Here is a 17036-nt window from a genome sequence, read left to right as displayed (position 1 = left end):
CACGCGCTGAGCGTAGTGCTCAGGGCAGCCAGCTGACGTGTCCGCGGAGCAGCGAGTACCCGACGAACGAGACCACGTCGAGCAGGGTGTGCGCGACGATCAGCGGCACCAGCCGGTTGGTCCGCTGCCACACCCGGCCGAACACCAGGCCCATCACCAGGTTGCCGACGAACCCGCCGAAGCCCTGGTAGAGGTGGTAGGACCCGCGCAGCACGGCGGCGGCGAACAACGCGGTGTTCTCGCGCCAGGCCAGCTGCCGCAGCCGGGTCAGCAAGTAGCCGACCACCAGCACTTCCTCGGCGAAGGCGTTGCCGAACGCGGACAGCGTCAGCGCGATCGGGCGCCACCACGTGTCGTCCAGCCGGGACGGGACGACGGCGAGGTTGAAGCCGAGCTTCCAGCCGACGAAGTACAGCACCAGCCCCGGGATGCCGATCAACGCGGCCAGCCCGGCGCCCCACAGAACGTCCCGGCCGGGCCGGGTGCGGTCCAGGCCCACCTCGGCCAGCTTCATCCCGCCGCGCCACAGCAGGTACGCGCCGAGGGCGCCCCAGCCGACGAGCTGCACCGCGGACAGCAGCTGGGCGAGCAGGTCCAGCAGGTCGGCCGCGCGCTGCGGGACGTTGAGCGCGACGCTCTGGTCGGACAGCGGTTCGGGCTGCAGGAGCGAGTCGATCAGCGACAGCAGGCTGCGCGCGCCGGACAGGCCGAGCGTGATCGAGAAGACGACGACCAGCTCGATCTTCAGCCGCCGCGCGGTCCCGGCGTCCACCGGTTCGGGCATCGCGGGACGTTCGGGGCGGAGCCAGGAGCTGAGCACGTCCGCACGCTACCGTCTGCAGACATGGCCAAGATTGCGACCGCTGACCGCGTCGACCGTGCCGAACTGCTGGAGTTCCTCCGCCCCCGGCACCGCGCGATCCTGATGACCACCCGTGCCGACGGCACCCCACAGCTGTCGCCGGTCACCGCGGGCATCGACCCCGAGGGCCGGTTCGTCGTGGCGACCTACCCGCAGCGCGCGAAGACGCGCAACGCCCGCCGCAACCCGGCGGTTTCGGCGTGCGTGATCTCGGACGAGTGGAACGGGCCGTGGGTGCAGTTCGACGGCCAGGCCGAGGTGCTGGACGTGCCCGACGCGGTCGAGCCGCTGGTCGAGTACTTCCGGTCGATCTCGGGCGAGCACCCGGACTGGGACGAGTACCGCGAGGCGATGGTCAGGCAGAACAAGAGCCTGATCCGCGTGACGATCGAGCGGTGGGGACCGATCGCCACCGGCGGTTTCCCGCCGGAGCTCGGCTAGGGCTGCACGCGCAGCTGGTTCTTCGCCAGGAACGGGCAGCCCACCAGGCGTCGCAGCTCGGTGCTCAGCTGGGCCGGGCTGTGCACCGGCTTGGCGAAGGCCAGGCGCACGTCGTGGTCGCCGTCGCCGGACTCGACGCGCAGCCGCAGCCCGAACTGGTCCAGGCCGAGCGGGCGGATCCGGCCGCCGCGCAGCTCCTCGGGGATGTGCCGGGCGAGCTGGCCGACGACGTCGGCGTGGTCGGTCTCGAGGTGCCGCAGCCAGCCGGATTCGTAGCCGGTGAACGGGTCCGGCGCGGCGGCGTTGAACACGTGCGGCCGCAGCGAGTGGGTGCCCTCGGCGTCGGCGAGGACGAGCGAGGCCGGCGTGAGGCGCAGCAGACTCAGGCCGTGACCGAGGTCCAGCAGGCGCGGATCGGGCCGCGTCTCGGCGATCGACAGCGCCCTGGCGCGGGCCGACTCCGGGCTGAGGTGCCGCAGCCAGCCGGTGATCCAGAGCAGCCCGCGGATGGGTTCCCGCAGGTCGACGGGCGCGTGGTCGGCGAGTTCGAACACGACGGCCAGCTCGCCGCGGTCCGCCTCGCGGGTGCGGGTCAGCAGCGGGTGGTCGTCGGGCAGCAGGACGCTGACGCTGCCGCTCGGGTGGACGTGGTGCAGTTCGGGCACCACGCGGTCGTTGCCGGTCGGGTCGCCCGCGGTCGGCAGGAGCGCGCCGGGGCCGTTCCGCACGGCGATGGTCTTCGCGCGCTCGGCGGGGCTGGGTGCGGGCGGACGTCGGATCTCGGTCACTGGCCACCTCCTACTTAGGTGAGCCTAACCTGAGTGACGGAGGAAGGGAAGTGGATCAGTAACGTTCCCCGTTGCCATTCCGACTGGCGGACCGTGGAATTCACCCGGCAGCGTGTCTACGAGCCGCACCTCGGCGAACCGGCGGCGACCGATCCGCTCGAGGTCGAGATCGTCGAGAAGACGCGTGGTCGCCTGATCACGTCGAGCGTGCTTTACGCCCTCCCGGTCGCACTGGCGGTCCTGTTCCGGCTCACCGGTCCCGCGGTCTGGACGGTGACCGCGGTGTTCACCGTGCTGGCGGCGTTGTCGGTGTGGACGCTGGCCTGCCGGATCCGGCCGCTGGGCCGGCTGCTCCGGATGCCTGCCGCCGTCCTCACGCCGGGGCCGGGGCAGCTGCTGATGTCGGACCGGACGGTGAGCATCGCGTTGCCCGGGCCACAGCCGCGCTGGGTCGTCGTGCGGATGCCCCGCTCGAAGCGGCTCCTGCTGGCGCGCGAGCGCCGCGTGTTCATGTTCGGGCCGGACGCGCGCGGCCGGCTCGTGTTGCGGGTGCCGGGCAGCATCATCGGGCAGTTCGGCCGCGTGCGGACCGCACCCGCGCCCGGATCCCGGGAGCCCGGCGAGGTCGCACCGGACGCGGTGGTGATCGCGTTCGTCCGTGAACTCCGGCTACGGGCGGCGCTCGTGTCCACGGCCTTCCTGGTCGCCGGAGCGTTCGTGTGGGTGCTCGCCGAAGCGGGCGCGGAGGCGTTCGGCTTCCCGCGCCCGAACGGCGTGACGGCCGTGTTCTGCGTGGCTTACGCCTTGCTCGGTGTCGCCCGGCCACTGCAGGTCCGGAGCATCGCCCGGGCGGTGGGCACCCAGCCGTGGACCGAACTCGGCGTCACCCTGGACACGCCGGTCGAACCACACGCCTCGGGCACCGGGAACGCGATGGGGCGGGTGACCCTGCCCGGCGGGCGGGTCGCGCGGGTTCGGTTCGGGCGACAGCCGCTCGACCTGCTGGTCAACGTGCGCGAGACGCAGCGGCTGTGGGTGCTGGGCGTGCCGGAGCGGGGCCGCAAGCTCGTGGCCGGGGTGCCAGGTCACCCGGTGCTCGGGCACGTCCGGCTGGACTGAGGTAACGCCGGTGGCCGCTTGATCGACTCGGAGGTGTGGAACCCACCCAGGAGCGCGTGCTCGTCCACGAGCCGCACCACGGCGAACCGGCCGCGACGGACTCGCTCGAACTCGAGATCGTCTCCAAGCAGCGCAACCGCCTGATCAACTCGATGGTCGTCTCCGTGGTCGGGGGCGGTCTGGTGGCGGCGCTGGACCCCGGCCCGTCTTCGGCCGGCTTCGCGGCGGTCCTCGCCGCCGTCACCGTCCTCCAGTTGTGGCTGCTGTTCTTCCGGGTGCTGCCGTGCCGGAAGCTGCTCGCCTACCCGGCGGTCCTGCTCACCCCGGGCCCGGGGCAGTTGCTGGTGTCCGGCTCGAAGGTCAGCGTCGCGCTGCCCGGGCCCGAGCCGCGCTGGCTGGTCGTTCGGTTGCCCGCCTCGAAGCGGATCCTGCTGGCCGGGTTGCGGCGCCTCTACTTCATCGGCCCCGACCCGCGCGGCCGCGTGCTGGTCGGGCTGCCCGGCGGGATGAACGGCCGGTTCGGACGGATCCGGACGGCGCCCGAGCCGGGTTCGGTGGAATCGGCCGAGCAGCCGCGGCCGCTGGTGGCGGCCCTGCGGGACCCGGTGGTGACCACCTTCCTGCGCGAGGTCCGGCTGCGGTCGTGGGGGATGGCCGGGTTCTTCGTGCTGCTCGCCGCCGGGATCTGGGCCGTGGGCAACCTCGTCTTCGACCTGCCCGCGACCGGCACGTTCACGACGATCCTCGCCGTCGTCTACGCCGCGACCGGGCTGCTCATGCCGGTCCGCGTCGCCACCCTGTCCTCGGCCGTGCGGGAGCAGCCCTGGCAGGAATTGCACGCCACGCTCGACACCGCGATCACGCCGGGCGCCTCGGGCGCGGTCGGCAAGGCGGCGGGCCGCGTGTTGCTCCCCGACGGTGAGGCCGTGGTCCGGTTCCAGCGGGTGCCGCTCGACCTGCTGGTCAACGTGCGCGACACGCAGCGCCTGTGGGTGCTCGGTGCGCCGGAACGCGGCCGTCGCGTGGTGGCCGGGCTGCCCGGGTATCCCGTTCTCGCGTTGGTGAACCTCCGGTGAACTGTCCGGGGGGCGTACGCGTTTGTCCGGTTCCCGTACGCTACTAGCGTGTCCCATGTGTCAAGCGCTGTGGAACTCACGCCCCCCGGCCCCCGCGGAATTCCGCCCCTCTTCGCGCGGCTCGTAGACGACTCGGCGCTCTTCCCGCCCGGAACGGCCACCATGCCGGACGCGCTGCGGAACTACCTGGCCGGCCGCGAGGGCGACCACGCGGGCCTGCTCGGTGTGTTCCTGTGCCAGGCGTCCCGCCTGCCCGAGCTGATCACCGAGCTGATCAAGATCAAGCCGAAGCAGCCGCTGCCGCTGTCGCTGATCATCGACACCGGTCTCGGCGGCGTGCCGAAGGCGATCTCGATCGTCGAGTCCCGCAGCGAGCTGCTGTCGCTGCGCATGGTCGAGATGCCGGCGCCCTCGGACGTCGACGAGGTGTGGCTGGAGCGCGTCTCCGAGTTCGTGCCCGAGGACGTGATCCGCGTGGTCGAGCCGCGGCGGGGGGTGGGCTGGCTGGACGGCGTGCGGCGCGTGATCGAGCACGGCAGCTGGCCCAAGATCCGCTGCGGCGGCCAGTCCAGTGAGAACTTCCCCAGCGTCGACGAGGTCGCCGACTTCCTCGCCGTCCTGTCCGGCTCGCCCGGCGCCTCCTTCAAGGCCACCAACAGCCTGCACCGTGCGGTCCGGCACGACGACCCGGACAACGGCATCGCCCACCACGGTTTCCTGAACCTGCTCGTCGCGGTGGCCCGCAGCCTGTCCGGTGGGGACGTCCGCGAGGCGCTCGCCTCCACCGACGGCGAGGCGCTCGCCGCGGAGGCGAGGTCGCTGTCCGAGCCGGCCGCGAAGGCGGTGCGCGCGCTGTTCGCGTCCTACGCCTGCGACAGCTTCGAGGCTCCGGTCGCCGACCTCGAGGCGCTCGGCCTGCTGTAGTGACCGCCGAAGGCTCGCTGACCCTCGACCGCGGCCTGGCGTTGCTGCAGGCCGTGGCCGACGCCGACGGCGACGCGGCGACGATTTCGGAGCTGGCGACCGCGATCGGCGCCAGCCGCGCCGCGGTCTACCGGCTGCTGGTGCCGCTGTCCGCGCGCGGCCTGGTGTGGCGCGATGGCAGCAAGGTCCGGCTGGGCATCGGCGTGCTGCGGCTGGCCGGGCAGGTCGTCCCGCAGCTGCGCGAGGCGGCCCGGCCGGCCCTGCGCGAGCTGGCGGAGAAGGCAGGCGCGACCGCCTACCTGTCGATCGCCGAGGGTGATCTGGTCGAGCCGGTCGTCACGGTCGAGCCCTCGTGGACGGACTTCCACGTGTCCTACCGGGTCGGCGCGCGCCACCCGATCGGTGTCGGCGCAGCCGGGAAAGCGCTGACCCTGCGTCGCGGCAGCCGCGGCTGGGCGGCGGTCACCGGCGAACCGCAGCGCGGGACCTCGGGGGTCGCCGCGCCGGTGCGGGGCGTGCCGGGCCTGCGCGCGGCGGTCGGGGTGATCGCGCTGGGGCCGCTCAACGCGGACACCGTGGGCCCCCAGGTGGTCGCGGCCGCCGCCGCGGTCGCCGAGGTCCTGCGCGGGGACTAACGGGCGCGGCGGTACTCGGCGGCCGCTGCCTCGTACTTCCGGTGCTCGGCCGCGTGGTCCGGCGCGTCGTCCGGGTCGGCCGAGGTGACGAACTCCTGGAGCGCCAGGTTCGCGCCCACCGCCAGTTCACCGGCCCGCGCGAGCATTCCCTTCTCGTAGCGGTTGATCGCGGCGTCCAGCGTGGGCTCGTCAGCGATCGCGTGCGCCAGTTCCGCGCCGTCGAGCAGGGCCAGGTTCGCGCCGAACCCGCCGAACGGGGCCATCACGTGCGCCGCGTCGCCGAGCAGGGTCACGCCCGCGGTGTGCGGCCAGGTCAGCGGCGCCGGCAGGACGTGGATCGGCCGCTCGACGACGGCGTCCCAGTCGGTCAGCGCAGGCCGGAAGACGTCGGCCCAGTGGGCGAACTCGTCGAGCAGGAAGCGCTTCACTGCCTTGGGATCGTGCACCGCGATGCGGTCGCCGCGCACCACCAGGTAGCCGCGGATGAGGCCGTTGCTGTTGCGCTGCAGGATGATGCCGTGTCCGTCGCCGTCGTTGGCGAACATCTGCCCGGCGCCGGTCAGCGCGGCGACCCCGGGGTGGCGGGTGTCGACGTCGTCGAAGCGGACGTCGAGGAAGCTGACGCCGGTGTATCTCGCGGTGGCGTCGGTGACCAGCGGCCGGACCCGGGACCAGGCGCCGTCCGCGCCGATCACCAGGTCGGTTTCGGTGGCCGGGCCGTCGGCGAACTCCAGCCGGTGCCTGCCGCCGCCGAGCGGGACGGCGCGGACCAGCTTGTGTCCCCAGTGGACGGTGCCGGGTTCGACACTCGACGCCAGCAGCGCACGCAACTGGCCGCGGTCGATCTCCGGGGCCGCGAGGTCGTCGTCGGCGGGCACGAAGGCATTGAGGACCGTGCCGTGGTGGTCGAGCCGGCTCCCGGCCTGTGACTCGGGACGGGACAGCGCCAGGAACTCGTCCAGCAACCCGGCGTCCGACATGGCGATCTGCCCGGTGTCGGCGTGCAGGTCGAGGCTGCCGCCCGCGTCCCGGGCGTCCACGGCGGCGTCGGCGTCGTACACGGTGACCTCGATGTCGTGGCGCTGGAGGACGCGGGCGCAGAGCAGGCCGCCGGGGCCGGCTCCGATGATCGTGATTCGTGCGGTCATGGTTACTTCTCCTATCTACTGAACGGGCGGTCGGTCAGTTGATAGGCTAGCTGAACGGGCGGTCGGTCAGCAAGTAAACTGGGCACATGGCCACGAGGGAGGACCGGCGCAGCGGCGCCGAGACGCGAGCCGAGATCCTGCGCGTCGCGCTGCGGTTGTTCATCGAGAAGGGGTACGAGGGCACCTCGACCAGGGACATCAGCACCGCGCTCGGCATCACGAAGTCGGCGCTCTACTACCACTTCCCGAGCAAGGAGGCGATCGTCACGAGCCTCCTGACCGAGCGCCGGAAGGAGCTCGCCGAGCTGGTCGAGTGGATCCGCGCGCAGCCGGCGTCACCTGATCTGCTGCGCCGGGCCGCGCTGCGCTGGATCGACGGCACGACGTCCGAGCGGCTCGACGGCATGCGGCTGATGCACGCCAACGGCCCCGTGCTGCGGAAGTTGCTCGACGACGGCGCCGACGTGCGATCGGAGTTCGAGCAGGTCGTCGACCTGCTCGTGCCTGGCGACGCCACCCCGGCCGACCGGCTGCTGGTGCGGATGGCCTTCGACACCGTGGGCGCCGCGCTGCTGGCCGCCCAGCGGACGGACGCGAGCCCCGAAGACGTGCTGGCGGCGGCCCGCCGGGCGACGATCGCGTTGACGGGCTAGGCGAACGCCTGCACGAGCGCCAGCAGCGCGAACACCGCGAACGCGAACCCGGCGATGCGCTGCAGCAGCTTCGGCTTGAGGCGGCCCCGCACCTTGTGCCCGATGAACACCGCGACCGCGGCCACCGTGATCAGCGCGAGCAGCGAGCCGGCGCCGACCATCAGCGGGTGCCCGTAGCGGGCACTCAACCCGGCAGTCGCCAGCTGGGACGCGTCGCCCCATTCGGCGGCGAACAGCACGCCGAACGAGGTGGCCGCCGAGCGCAGGAACGTCACCGGCTTCACGCCCTGCCGGGCCGCGTCCTCGCCGCTCTCGTCGGCCGTCGAGAAGCCTTCGCGCAGCAGCAGGACGGCCCCGAGCCCGAACAACGCGGCGACGACCGCCGCGACCAGGCTCTCCGGCAGCAGCGTCAGCGCGCGGCCGAAGAGCACCGCGATCGTGGATTGGACGGCGAACGCCACGGAAACCCCGACGAGGACCGGCCACGCGCGGAAGCGGGTGGTCAGCACGAGGGTGGCGATCATCGTCTTGTCCGGCAGCTCCACGGCCAGGACAAGGACGTACGCGCTGAGCAGTGCCAGCAGTGCGGTACTCACGGTGATTTCCACTCCCCTTTCACTGCAACGATAAAGGGGAGCGCCGGCAATTACCAGCAGATCGGTTTCGCGAATTGCCGGTTTTCGGTTCGCCAGAATTATTTCTGGCTCGGACGCAGATTTTTCTTCGCCGCGCCGAAACCTGCCTTGAGCTGGGCAGAACCGGTCCGCTCCAGCCACTGGGCGAAGGTCATCAGCGCTGGTTGGAGCGCTCGTAACGCGGCGATGTCGACGGGCGGCTCGGGGTTGTTGTTGAGGTATTCGTAACCCTGGGCGAAGCGTGGATTCACGCGACGCAACTCGTCGATCGGGAGCTGTTCGTAGGGCACTGTGACCCCGATCGCCGCGCTGATGGCGGCGGCCACCTCGCCCGGGGTCAGCGCGTCCCCGGCGAGGGTCAGCGTGCGGCCGTCGAGCCGCCCCGCGAACCCGTCCGCGGCGAACGCGGCGATGTCGTCCAGTGCGATCAGCTGCTGCCGGACGTGCGGCGCGAGCGCGGTCCGCAGAGCGCCGTCCCGCAGGCCGAACAGCGGGTTCAGGTAGTTCTCCATGAACGACGACGGCCGCAGGATCGTGTACGGCATCCCGCTCGCCGCCAGGTACTGCTCGACCTCCCACTTCGCCGCCTGGAACACGTCGGCCGCGAGGGCCGAGCTGTAGACCAGGCGCCCTACGCCGGCCCGCCGCGCGACGTCGACGAGCAGTTTCCCGGCGCGGACCTCGTCCTGTCCGGGCGCCAGCGGTCCGGGGTGCACGCTGAACACGCCGTAGGCGCCCGCCGCCGCGGCGGTCACCGAACTCTCGTCTTCCAGGTCGCCGCGCACCACCTCGGCGCCCGCGGCCGCCAGGTCCCGGGCCCGTGCCGGGTCGCGGGTGAGCGCCCGCACCCGCCAGCCGTCGGCCAGCAGCCGCCGCGCGACCGCCCCGCCCTGCTGTCCGGTGGCTCCGGTGACCAGTACCAGCTCGTTCATGACTTCCTCCCAGAAGCGGGGCGCACGCCCCGGTTAATGCGGAAGATACGGAACGATCGCCCCGCTTGTCAAAGCCGTGTCGGTGACCGGGACCTAGGTCCCGGCAAGATCAGGACCCCGGGACCTGATGTCGGGCGGGGGAACAGAGCAGTCTGAATGACGTGGACGTGCTCCAGCTGGCGCGGTGGCAGTTCGGGATCACCACCGTCTACCACTTCCTCATGGTCCCGCTCACCATCGGACTGTCGGTCCTCGTCGCGGGGATGCAGACCGCGTGGGTCCGCACCGGTGAGCAGCGCTACTACAAGATGACCAAGTTCTGGGGGAAGCTCCTGCTGGTCAACTTCGCCATGGGCGTGGTGACCGGCATCGTCCAGGAGTTCCAGTTCGGGATGAACTGGAACGCCTACTCCCGCTTCGTCGGTGACGTGTTCGGGGCGCCACTGGCGATGGAGGGCCTGGTCGCCTTCTTCGTCGAGTCGACGTTCCTCGGCCTGTGGATCTTCGGCTGGGACCGGCTGCCGAAGAAGGTGCACCTGGCTTGCGCCTGGGCGTTCTCGCTGGCCACGATCGCCTCCGCGTACTTCATCCTCGCCGCGAACTCGTGGATGCAGCACCCGGTCGGCGCCGAGATCGTCGACGGCAAGCCGACGCTCAACTCGATCTGGGCGGTGCTCACCAACAACACCGCGCTCGCCGCGATCCCGCACACCATCGCCGGCGCGTTCTCGGTCGCCGCCGCGTTCCTCGTCGGCATCGCCGCATGGCACCTGTGGCGCAAGCGCAAGACCGACGACGAGCACCGCGCGGTGTGGCGGTCGTCGATCCGCCTGGGCGGCTGGACCGGCATCGTCGCATTCGCCGTGCTCGCCATCACCGGCGACGTCCAGGGCAAGCTGATGTTCGAGCAGCAGCCGATGAAGATGGCCTCGGCCGAGGCGCTCTGCCACACCGAGCAGCCCGCCAGCTTCTCGATCATCGCGGTCGGCGACGTCACGTCGGAGAACTGCGAGGACGTCAAGACGTTCAACGTGCCGGCGCTGCTGTCCTTCCTGGCGCACAGCGACTTCACCACCGAGGTCAAGGGCGTCGAGGACCTCGTCACCGAGTACCAGGCGCGTTACGGCACGAACTACCCGGACGACCCGCAGCTCGGCGAGCTGGCCGGCAAGCCGATCGACTACGTGCCGAACCTCCCGGTGACCTACTGGGGCTTCCGGATCATGATCGGCTTCGGTGCGATCTCGGCGGGCACCGGACTGCTGGCGCTCTGGCTGACGCGCAAGAACAAGATCCCGGACACCAAGTGGTTCCCGCGCCTGGCGTTGCTGAGCATCGCGACGCCGTTCATCGCGAACAGCGCGGGCTGGATCTTCACCGAGATGGGGCGGCAGCCGTTCGTCGTGGTGCCCAACCCGTCCGGTGTGGACGGTGTGTGGATGTTCACCGCGCAAGCGGTGTCGCGGATCTCCACCGGTGAGGTGTGGACCTCGCTGATCGCACTGACCACCTTGTACGCCGTGCTCGGCGTGGTCGAGGTGTTCCTGATCCGCAAGTACGTCCGCGGCGGCATCGAGGGTGTGATCCCGCCCAAGACCGATCACGACCAGGAGGGCAAGGATGAGCTTGCCTTCGCCTACTAGGGAACGGCCATGACCCTGGAAACCATCTGGTTCTGCATCATCGTGCTCTTCTGGCTGGGATACCTGTTCCTGGAGGGCTTCGACTTCGGCGTCGGCATGCTGCTGCCGATCCTCGGCCGCGACAACACCGAGCGGCGGGTCATGATCAACACGATCGGCCCGGTGTGGGACGGCAACGAGGTCTGGCTGATCGTCGCGGCAGGCGCGATGTTCGCCGCCTTCCCCGGCTGGTACGCGTCGTTGTTCTCGGCCACCTACCTGCCGTTGCTGCTGGTGCTGCTCGCGCTCATCGGCCGCGGGGTCGCGTTCGAGTACCGCGGCAAGGTCGACTCGGAGCGCTGGCGGCGCAACTGGGACCGCGTCATCATGATCGGCTCGTGGGTCCCGCCGCTGGGCGTCGGGCTGCTGCTGACCACCACGGTCCTCGGGCTGCCGCTCGACGAGCACGGCAACCGGATCGGCGGCGCGTTCGAGGCGGTGCGCTGGGACACGCTGCTCGGCGCGCTCGCCGTCGTCGGGTTCGCGCTGGTGCACGGCGCGGCGTTCCTGGCCCTGAAGACCGCGGGGGACCTGCGGGAACGGGCGCGGCTGTTCGCCATCCGCGCGCTGCCGGTCGCGTTGCTGCCGCTGTTCGCCCTGCTGGCGGTCGTCCAGTGGCGCGAGGGTGCACTGTGGACACTCGTGGCGCTCGCCGTCGCGGTGGTGGCCGCGGTGGTGGCCTGGCGCAAGCTGGTGGCGGACCGGGACGGGCAGGCCTTCGCCGCACTCGGCGTCACGATCGCCGCGGCCGTGGTCACCCTGTTCGGCGCGCTCTACCCGGACGTGCTGCCCTCGACGCTCGACCCGGCGAACTCGCTGACCGTCGCGGAAACCGCGTCCAGCCCGTACACCCTCGAGGTGATCACCTGGGTCGGCGCGTTCGGCGCCCCGGCCGTGCTGGTCTACCAGGGCTGGACGTACTGGGTGTTCCGCAAGCGGATCAGCGCCGCCCACATCCCGCCGGTGCACACCCCATGAGCTTTCCCGGACGCTCCGTCCTTCCCGCACCGGTGTCCACAACGGACACCACGCGTCCGGGAAAGGGTCCGCTCGGCGCGCTGCCCCTGTTGTCCGCGGCCGCGCGCCGGGCGCTCGCCCTCTCCGGTCTGCTCGCGCTCGGCAACGCCGCGGCGCTGGTCGCGCAGGCCTTCCTGCTCGCCTCGGTCTGCGCGGCGGTGGTCGCCGGGCACGGCGCCGGCACCGGTCAGCTGGTCGCTCTCGGCGGGGTGGTCGTAGCCCGTGCGCTGGTCGCGTGGGCGCTGCGGGTGGTCGCCGCGCGGGCCGCGGCCGGGGCCAAGGAAGAACTGCGGGCGAAGGTCGTCGACCACGCGCTGCGGCTCGGTCCGGAGTGGATCGCGCGGCGCGGGCCGGGCGAGTTGACCGCGCTGACCACCAAGGGCCTGGACGCGCTCGACGCCTACTTCACCGACTACCTGCCCGCGCTGGTCACCGCCGCGGTGGTGCCGCTCGGCGCGGGCGCGGCCGTGTTGTGCGCCGACTGGCCGTCCGCGGTGATCATCGCGCTGACCGTGCCGTTGTTGCCGCTGTTCGCGATCCTCGTCGGCAAGTACACCGCGGACCGCTCGGCCGCCGCGAGCGACGCGCTGCAGCGCATGTCCGGCCACCTGCTGGAACTCGTGCGCGCGCTGCCGGTGCTGGCCGCGTTCCGCCGCGCGGAGGCGCAGGCCGAGGCGGCGCGGCGGGTGTCCGAGAAGCACCGGCAGGCGACCCTGAAGACGTTGAAGGTCGCGTTTTCCTCGGCGTTCGTGCTGGAACTGGCCGCGACGCTGTCGGTCGCGCTGGTCGCCGTCGTCATCGGCGTGCGGCTGGTGGGCGGCGACCTGTCGCTCGCGATCGGGCTCGGCGTGCTGATCCTCGCGCCGGAGTGCTACCAGCCGCTGCGCGCGGTGGGCGCGGCCTTCCATGCCAGCGAGGACGGGGTCGAGGCGGTCCGCCGCGTCACCGACGTGCTCGCCGAACCGGTCGCGCCGGAGGGCACCGCGATCCCCGGTCGCGGGGAGGTGCGGGTCGAGGGGCTGCGGGTGGCGCGTCGCGGCGGTTTCGCGCCGGACGGCGAGACGTTCACACTGCGGCCGGGCACGCTGACCCGGCTCGATTCGCCGAGCGGCGCCGGCAAGTCGACCACGCTCGCCGTCCTGCTGGGCTTCGTGCGGCCGTCCGCCGGGACGGTGCTGGTCGACGGCCTGCCGCTGAGCGAGGTCGACATGTCGGCCTTCCGCCGGGACATCGCGTGGGTGCCGCAGAACCCAGCGTTCACCGGTGGCACCGTGCGGGCCGAGCTGGACCTGGCGGTCGCGGAGCCGCCGGACCCGGTCGAGGTCGACGCGCTGCTCATCGAACTCAACCTCGCCGGCCTGGCGGACGCTCCGGTGCACGAGCTGTCCACCGGGCAGCGGCAACGCGTCGCGGTCGCGCGGGCGCTGCTGCGGGTCCGGCACGGGGCCTGGCTGCTGCTGCTCGACGAGCCCACCGCGCACCAGGACGCCGCCAACGCCGCCCTGGTCAACGCCGCCATCGCGTCGACACTGCCGCTGGGCACCGCGGTCCTCCTCGCCGCGCACCACCGGGACAACCACGTCGCGGTCGTCCACGCGGTGACGCCCGCGCCGCACACCACGGCCGCCGTCGAGGCGCGCACGCGGACGCTGCGGGGGGTGGTGAGCCGGCGGTTCCTCGGCGGCGCCGCGGTCGGCGCCCTCGCGCTGCTGGCCGGTGTGGCGCTGACCGCGACCTCGGGCTGGCTCATCGCCAAGGCCTCGTTCCAGCCGCCGATCCTGACGCTGACCGTCGCCGTCGTCGGGGTGCGTGCCTTCGGGCTCGGCCGCGCGGCACTGCGGTACCTGGAACGGCTGATCACGCACGACGCCGCGTTCCGCATCGCCGGGCAGCTGCGGGTCCGGCTGTGGCGCGGGCTGGTCCGGCTCGGGCCCGCCCGCGCGCTCGGCCTGAGGTTCGGCGAGGGGCAGCGGCGGCTGGTCGCCGACGTCGACACGGTCCGCGACCTGCTGCCGCGCGTGGTCACGCCGCCGCTGGTCGCGGTGCTGGTGCTGGCCGGGGCGATCGCCGTGCAGACGGTCCTGCTGCCGGTCGCCGGACTCGTGCTCGCCGTCGCGGTGCTGGTCGGCGCGCTCGCCGCGCCCGCGCTCGCGTTGCGGCTGGAGCGCCGGGCGACCACCGCGCTCGCCGAGGGGCGCCGGACGGTAAGCGCCCGGGTGCTCGGCTTGTTCGAGTCGGCGGCCGAGCTGATCGCGTCCGGCGCGCACCGGCGGCGCCGCGCCGAGCTGGCGGAGGCCGATGACCGGCTGGTGCACCAGGCGCGGCGCCAGGCCTTCGGGGCGGGCGCGGCCGACGCGCTGATCACCCTGGTCACCGGCGCGGCCGCGGTCGCCGGCGTCGGGCTGGCCGCGGGTTCCGGCATCGACCCGGTGCTCGCGCCCGTCCTGGCCCTGGTGCCGCTGGCGCTGGCGGAGGTCCTCGCGACGCTGCCGCCGGTGGCCCAGCACTGGGACGCGCTGCGCACCTCGATGGCCCGGATCGCGGACGTGGAACGCGCGCGGCCGGAGCCGCCCGTGCCCACCGGGCCGATCGCCTTCGAGCACGCCGACATCGGCTGGACCACACCGGTGCTGCGGGACGTCGACCTGCGCATCCCGGCCGGCACGCACGTGGCAGTCGTCGGCCCGTCCGGCGCGGGCAAGTCGACGCTGCTCGCCGCGCTGCTCGGGTTCCTGCCCGCCCAGCGCGGGCGGCTCACCACCGCCGCCGAGGTCGCCTGGGCGCCGCAGGAACCGCAGCTGGTCTCCACCACCGTCGCGGAGAACCTGCGGCTGGCGGATCCGCACGCCGACGACGCCCAACTCCGCGAAGCCCTGCGCCTGGCCTGCCTGGACCTGCCGCTGGACACCGTGCTCGGCGGCGCGGGCAGCGGCCTGTCCGGCGGGCAGGCGCAGCGGCTCGCGGTCGCGCGGGCGCTGGTCGCGGCGCCGCGCGCGGACCTCGTCCTGCTCGACGAGCCGACCGCGCACCTCGACGAGCCGACCGCGCGCCGCCTGCGGGCCAACCTGCGTACGGCACTGGCCGGCCGCACGGTCGTGCATGTGACCCACCACCCCGAGGAGGCGGCCGAGGCCGACCTCGTCGTCGAGGTGGGTGACGGGCGCGTCATCGTGCGGGAGCCGGTCCTGGAAGGCGGCTACGCTTGACCCTGCTCATGGAACCCACCCTCGCCGCCCGCGCGTTGTCCGCGGCCACGGAGATCACCACCGCCGCCCTGTCCGGCGGCGACCCCGACGCGGTCCTCGATTCGGTGGTGCGCAAGGCCGCCGAGCTCGCCGGGGCCGACCTGTGCCTGGTGATGGTCCGCGCGGACGACGGCAAGGTGTCCGTCGAAGCCGCCCACGGCAGCCACCACGAGGACCCGCGCGGCGTCGTGCTGCCCGCCGAATCCGCGGCCGGGCAGGTCGCCCGCGGTGGTGTCACGGTGGTGGCCGACGACATGACCACCGACCCGCGCACGGCCCCGTACGTGCCGTCCGAGCTGCGCCGCTTCGGCCCGTTCGCGGCCGCGCCGTTCGGCTCCGGCGGCCGGGTGCTGGGCGCGCTGGCGGTGTACCGCGAGCGGTCCGGGCGGCCGTTCGACGAGGCGACGGTCGAGGTGCTGACCGCGTTCGCCGCGCAGGTCGGCGTCGTGCTGGCGCTGGCCGAGGCCGCCAACGACCGGCACCGGATCACGCTCTACCAGGAGCGCGAGCGCATCGCCCGCGAGCTGCACGACGTGATCGTGCAGCGGTTGTACGCGGCGGGCATGCAGCTGGACCGGGTGCGCCGCCGCATGCGCAAGCGGTTCGCCTCGACCGACGCGACCCGGCTCGGCGAGGCGATCGACCAGCTCGACCAGACCATCGAGGAGATCCGGCACACCGTGCGCGAGCTGCGGTCACCGGAGCCGGAGACAGCGGAGAAACCCGCGGCCACCGACCTGGCCGAGTCGGCGCGCGCCGAGGTGCGGATCGCGGGGGAGCTGCTCGGGTTCCCGCCCACGCTGGAGTTGTCCGGCGAGCTGGCCGACATCCCGGCCGAGCGGGCCGACCACATCCGCGCGGCGCTGCGCGAGGCGCTGTCCAATGTGGTCCGGCACTCCGGGGCCAGCGAGACCAGGGTGACGCTGGTGCGCGACAACGACGGGGTGAAGCTGCGGGTCCGCGACAACGGCGCCGGCGTGCCGCAGGACGTGCAGACCCGCGGCCTGCGCCACCTGGAGGAACGCGCCAAGCGCGCGGGCGGGAAGTTCTACCTCAACTCCTCGCCGAGCCTGGGCACGCTGGTGGCGTTCGAGCTGCCGCTGGACAAGCGCGCCAGCTGATCGCGGGACGCCGCCGCCACGTCGGCCGCGACGCCCAGCTCGCCCAGCATCTCCGCGGCGGCGGCCATTTCGGCGGTGCGGCGCTTGGCGTGCTTGACGCTGCCGGTCACCAGACGCTCCACAGTGGACTCGTCGGCGCGGGTCAGCTCCCCGACGATCACGCCGCGCAGCCAGTCCTGGACCCCCGCCGCGCGCGCGGCTTCCAGCGCCTCGACAACCGCGGCGGACATGCCCTTGAAGAACACGCTCCGCAGCAGCTTCCGTTCCGCGGCCACGCCGGCTTCGCCGGGCAGCACCTCGACCGTCGCGCCCAGCGCGCCGAGCAGCTTCGACACCGCGTCGGCGGCCGGACCGCTCGCGAGCATCGGCACCCGCAGTCCCCGGCCCGGGACCGGCGCCATGATCGCGACGTCGGCGAAGCCGACCGCGGCTTCGGCGGCGATCGCAGCGAGCTCGCGCTTCTTGCCGGGCGATGCGGTGTTGAGGTCCGCCCAGACGCCGCTGACCTTCGGCAGACCGGCCCGCAGCGCGTCCACCGCGGCGGCCGAGCTGTTCACGCTGAGCACCAGGTCCGCGCCCTCGGCCGCCGCGGCCTCGGAGTCGAACGCGGACGGCACCACCGGGTCGTAGCCGCGCACGACGGCGCCGGCCGCACGCAGGTCGCGGGCGAATTCGCTGCCCGCTTCCCCGAGCCCGAGAATGGCGACGACGGGTGGCTTACCGGACATTGCGGACTCCTCCTCGACACCGACTACCAT

General features: G+C 72.8%; 16 protein-coding genes. 10 read left to right on the top strand and 6 right to left on the bottom strand.

The window, feature by feature from the left end; translation table 11 throughout:
• Window positions 1–19: 19 nt before the first annotated feature.
• The gene (locus AMYTH_RS0128120) at window positions 20–784 is read right to left on the bottom strand and encodes a CPBP family intramembrane glutamic endopeptidase (RefSeq protein WP_037322736.1); all 765 of its coding nucleotides are present in this window, start codon (window positions 782–784) and stop codon (window positions 20–22) included.
• A 60-nt stretch (window positions 785–844) separates the two neighbouring features.
• On the opposite strand from AMYTH_RS0128120, the gene AMYTH_RS0128115 reads away from it, so the two are divergent.
• Window positions 845–1303, top strand: coding sequence for a PPOX class F420-dependent oxidoreductase (locus tag AMYTH_RS0128115; protein WP_027933055.1), 459 nt, complete (start codon window positions 845–847; stop codon window positions 1301–1303).
• Here AMYTH_RS0128115 and AMYTH_RS0128110 read toward each other — a convergent pair.
• Complete coding sequence (locus AMYTH_RS0128110) at window positions 1300–2091, bottom strand: DUF2470 domain-containing protein (RefSeq protein ID WP_027933054.1); 792 nt, start codon at window positions 2089–2091, stop codon at window positions 1300–1302. The genes AMYTH_RS0128115 and AMYTH_RS0128110 overlap by 4 nt on opposite strands.
• Before the next feature lie 93 nt (window positions 2092–2184).
• Between AMYTH_RS0128110 and AMYTH_RS0128105 the strand changes: the two genes are divergently transcribed.
• The 4 genes from AMYTH_RS0128105 to AMYTH_RS0128090 all read left to right on the top strand — a co-directional run bounded on the left by AMYTH_RS0128105 (window position 2185) and on the right by AMYTH_RS0128090 (window position 5845).
• Window positions 2185–3210 carry a hypothetical protein gene (locus AMYTH_RS0128105; RefSeq protein ID WP_027933053.1) on the top strand — a complete coding sequence of 342 codons (1026 nt, stop codon included), beginning with the start codon at window positions 2185–2187 and terminating at the stop codon, window positions 3208–3210.
• Window positions 3211–3245: 35 nt separating this feature from the next.
• On the top strand, window positions 3246–4286 hold the full coding sequence (locus tag AMYTH_RS0128100; RefSeq protein WP_027933052.1) for a hypothetical protein: 1041 nt from the start codon (window positions 3246–3248) through the stop codon (window positions 4284–4286).
• A gap of 69 nt (window positions 4287–4355) precedes the next feature.
• Window positions 4356–5210: a hypothetical protein gene (locus AMYTH_RS0128095; protein ID WP_267283924.1), complete on the top strand. Its 855-nt coding sequence runs from the start codon at window positions 4356–4358 to the stop codon at window positions 5208–5210.
• On the top strand, window positions 5210–5845 hold the full coding sequence (locus tag AMYTH_RS0128090; RefSeq protein WP_027933050.1) for a helix-turn-helix domain-containing protein: 636 nt from the start codon (window positions 5210–5212) through the stop codon (window positions 5843–5845). Before AMYTH_RS0128095 ends, AMYTH_RS0128090 begins: the two co-directional genes overlap by 1 nt.
• On the opposite strand, the gene AMYTH_RS0128085 is transcribed toward AMYTH_RS0128090, so the two are convergent.
• Window positions 5842–6993 (bottom strand): FAD-dependent oxidoreductase, encoded by a 1152-nt coding sequence (locus AMYTH_RS0128085; protein WP_027933049.1) that lies wholly within the window; start codon window positions 6991–6993, stop codon window positions 5842–5844. The genes AMYTH_RS0128090 and AMYTH_RS0128085 overlap by 4 nt on opposite strands.
• 86 nt (window positions 6994–7079) lie before the next feature.
• Between AMYTH_RS0128085 and AMYTH_RS0128080 the strand changes: the two genes are divergently transcribed.
• Entirely contained in the window at window positions 7080–7646 is a 567-nt protein-coding gene (locus AMYTH_RS0128080; protein WP_017986134.1) for a TetR/AcrR family transcriptional regulator, read from the top strand.
• Here AMYTH_RS0128080 and AMYTH_RS0128075 read toward each other — a convergent pair.
• Window positions 7643–8230: a TMEM165/GDT1 family protein gene (locus tag AMYTH_RS0128075; RefSeq protein WP_027933048.1), complete on the bottom strand. Its 588-nt coding sequence runs from the start codon at window positions 8228–8230 to the stop codon at window positions 7643–7645. The genes AMYTH_RS0128080 and AMYTH_RS0128075 overlap by 4 nt on opposite strands.
• A gap of 110 nt (window positions 8231–8340) precedes the next feature.
• Window positions 8341–9213, bottom strand: coding sequence for an NmrA/HSCARG family protein (locus tag AMYTH_RS45850; RefSeq protein ID WP_037322735.1), 873 nt, complete (start codon window positions 9211–9213; stop codon window positions 8341–8343).
• Window positions 9214–9374: 161 nt separating this feature from the next.
• Here AMYTH_RS45850 and AMYTH_RS0128065 point away from each other — a divergent pair, with 161 nt between their 5' ends.
• Genes AMYTH_RS0128065 through AMYTH_RS0128050 form a run of 4 tightly spaced genes read left to right on the top strand, consistent with a single transcriptional unit; the run spans window position 9375 to window position 16278 of the window.
• Window positions 9375–10856, top strand: a complete 1482-nt coding sequence (locus AMYTH_RS0128065; RefSeq protein WP_027933047.1) for a cytochrome ubiquinol oxidase subunit I — start codon at window positions 9375–9377, stop codon at window positions 10854–10856.
• 9 nt (window positions 10857–10865) lie between these two features.
• Window positions 10866–11873 (top strand): cytochrome d ubiquinol oxidase subunit II, encoded by a 1008-nt coding sequence (cydB, locus tag AMYTH_RS0128060; protein ID WP_027933046.1) that lies wholly within the window; start codon window positions 10866–10868, stop codon window positions 11871–11873.
• Complete coding sequence (cydD, locus tag AMYTH_RS0128055) at window positions 11870–15118, top strand: thiol reductant ABC exporter subunit CydD (protein ID WP_027933045.1); 3249 nt, start codon at window positions 11870–11872, stop codon at window positions 15116–15118. Before cydB ends, cydD begins: the two co-directional genes overlap by 4 nt.
• 8 nt (window positions 15119–15126) lie before the next feature.
• Window positions 15127–16278 carry a GAF domain-containing sensor histidine kinase gene (locus AMYTH_RS0128050; protein ID WP_027933044.1) on the top strand — a complete coding sequence of 384 codons (1152 nt, stop codon included), beginning with the start codon at window positions 15127–15129 and terminating at the stop codon, window positions 16276–16278.
• Here AMYTH_RS0128050 and AMYTH_RS45845 read toward each other — a convergent pair.
• The gene (locus AMYTH_RS45845) at window positions 16206–17006 is read right to left on the bottom strand and encodes an NAD(P)-dependent oxidoreductase (protein ID WP_037322732.1); all 801 of its coding nucleotides are present in this window, start codon (window positions 17004–17006) and stop codon (window positions 16206–16208) included. The genes AMYTH_RS0128050 and AMYTH_RS45845 overlap by 73 nt on opposite strands.
• Window positions 17007–17036 lie beyond the last annotated feature (30 nt).

Source organism: Amycolatopsis thermoflava N1165 (genome assembly GCF_000473265.1).
GTDB lineage: Bacteria > Actinomycetota > Actinomycetes > Mycobacteriales > Pseudonocardiaceae > Amycolatopsis_E > Amycolatopsis_E thermoflava.
Note: the sequence above shows the minus strand (reverse complement) of the source record. Positions and strands in the feature narration are given on the sequence as shown.

Coding starts and splice junctions, on each gene's coding strand:
- AMYTH_RS0128120 (WP_037322736.1), bottom strand. CDS start 784: ATGCCCGAACCGGTGGACGCCGGGACCGCGCGGCGGCTGAAGATCGAG.
- AMYTH_RS0128115 (WP_027933055.1), top strand. CDS start 845: ATGGCCAAGATTGCGACCGCTGACCGCGTCGACCGTGCCGAACTGCTG.
- AMYTH_RS0128085 (WP_027933049.1), bottom strand. CDS start 6,993: ATGACCGCACGAATCACGATCATCGGAGCCGGCCCCGGCGGCCTGCTC.
- AMYTH_RS0128080 (WP_017986134.1), top strand. CDS start 7,080: ATGGCCACGAGGGAGGACCGGCGCAGCGGCGCCGAGACGCGAGCCGAG.
- AMYTH_RS45850 (WP_037322735.1), bottom strand. CDS start 9,213: ATGAACGAGCTGGTACTGGTCACCGGAGCCACCGGACAGCAGGGCGGG.
- cydB (WP_027933046.1), top strand. CDS start 10,866: ATGACCCTGGAAACCATCTGGTTCTGCATCATCGTGCTCTTCTGGCTG.
- cydD (WP_027933045.1), top strand. CDS start 11,870: ATGAGCTTTCCCGGACGCTCCGTCCTTCCCGCACCGGTGTCCACAACG.
- AMYTH_RS0128050 (WP_027933044.1), top strand. CDS start 15,127: ATGGAACCCACCCTCGCCGCCCGCGCGTTGTCCGCGGCCACGGAGATC.
- AMYTH_RS45845 (WP_037322732.1), bottom strand. CDS start 17,006: ATGTCCGGTAAGCCACCCGTCGTCGCCATTCTCGGGCTCGGGGAAGCG.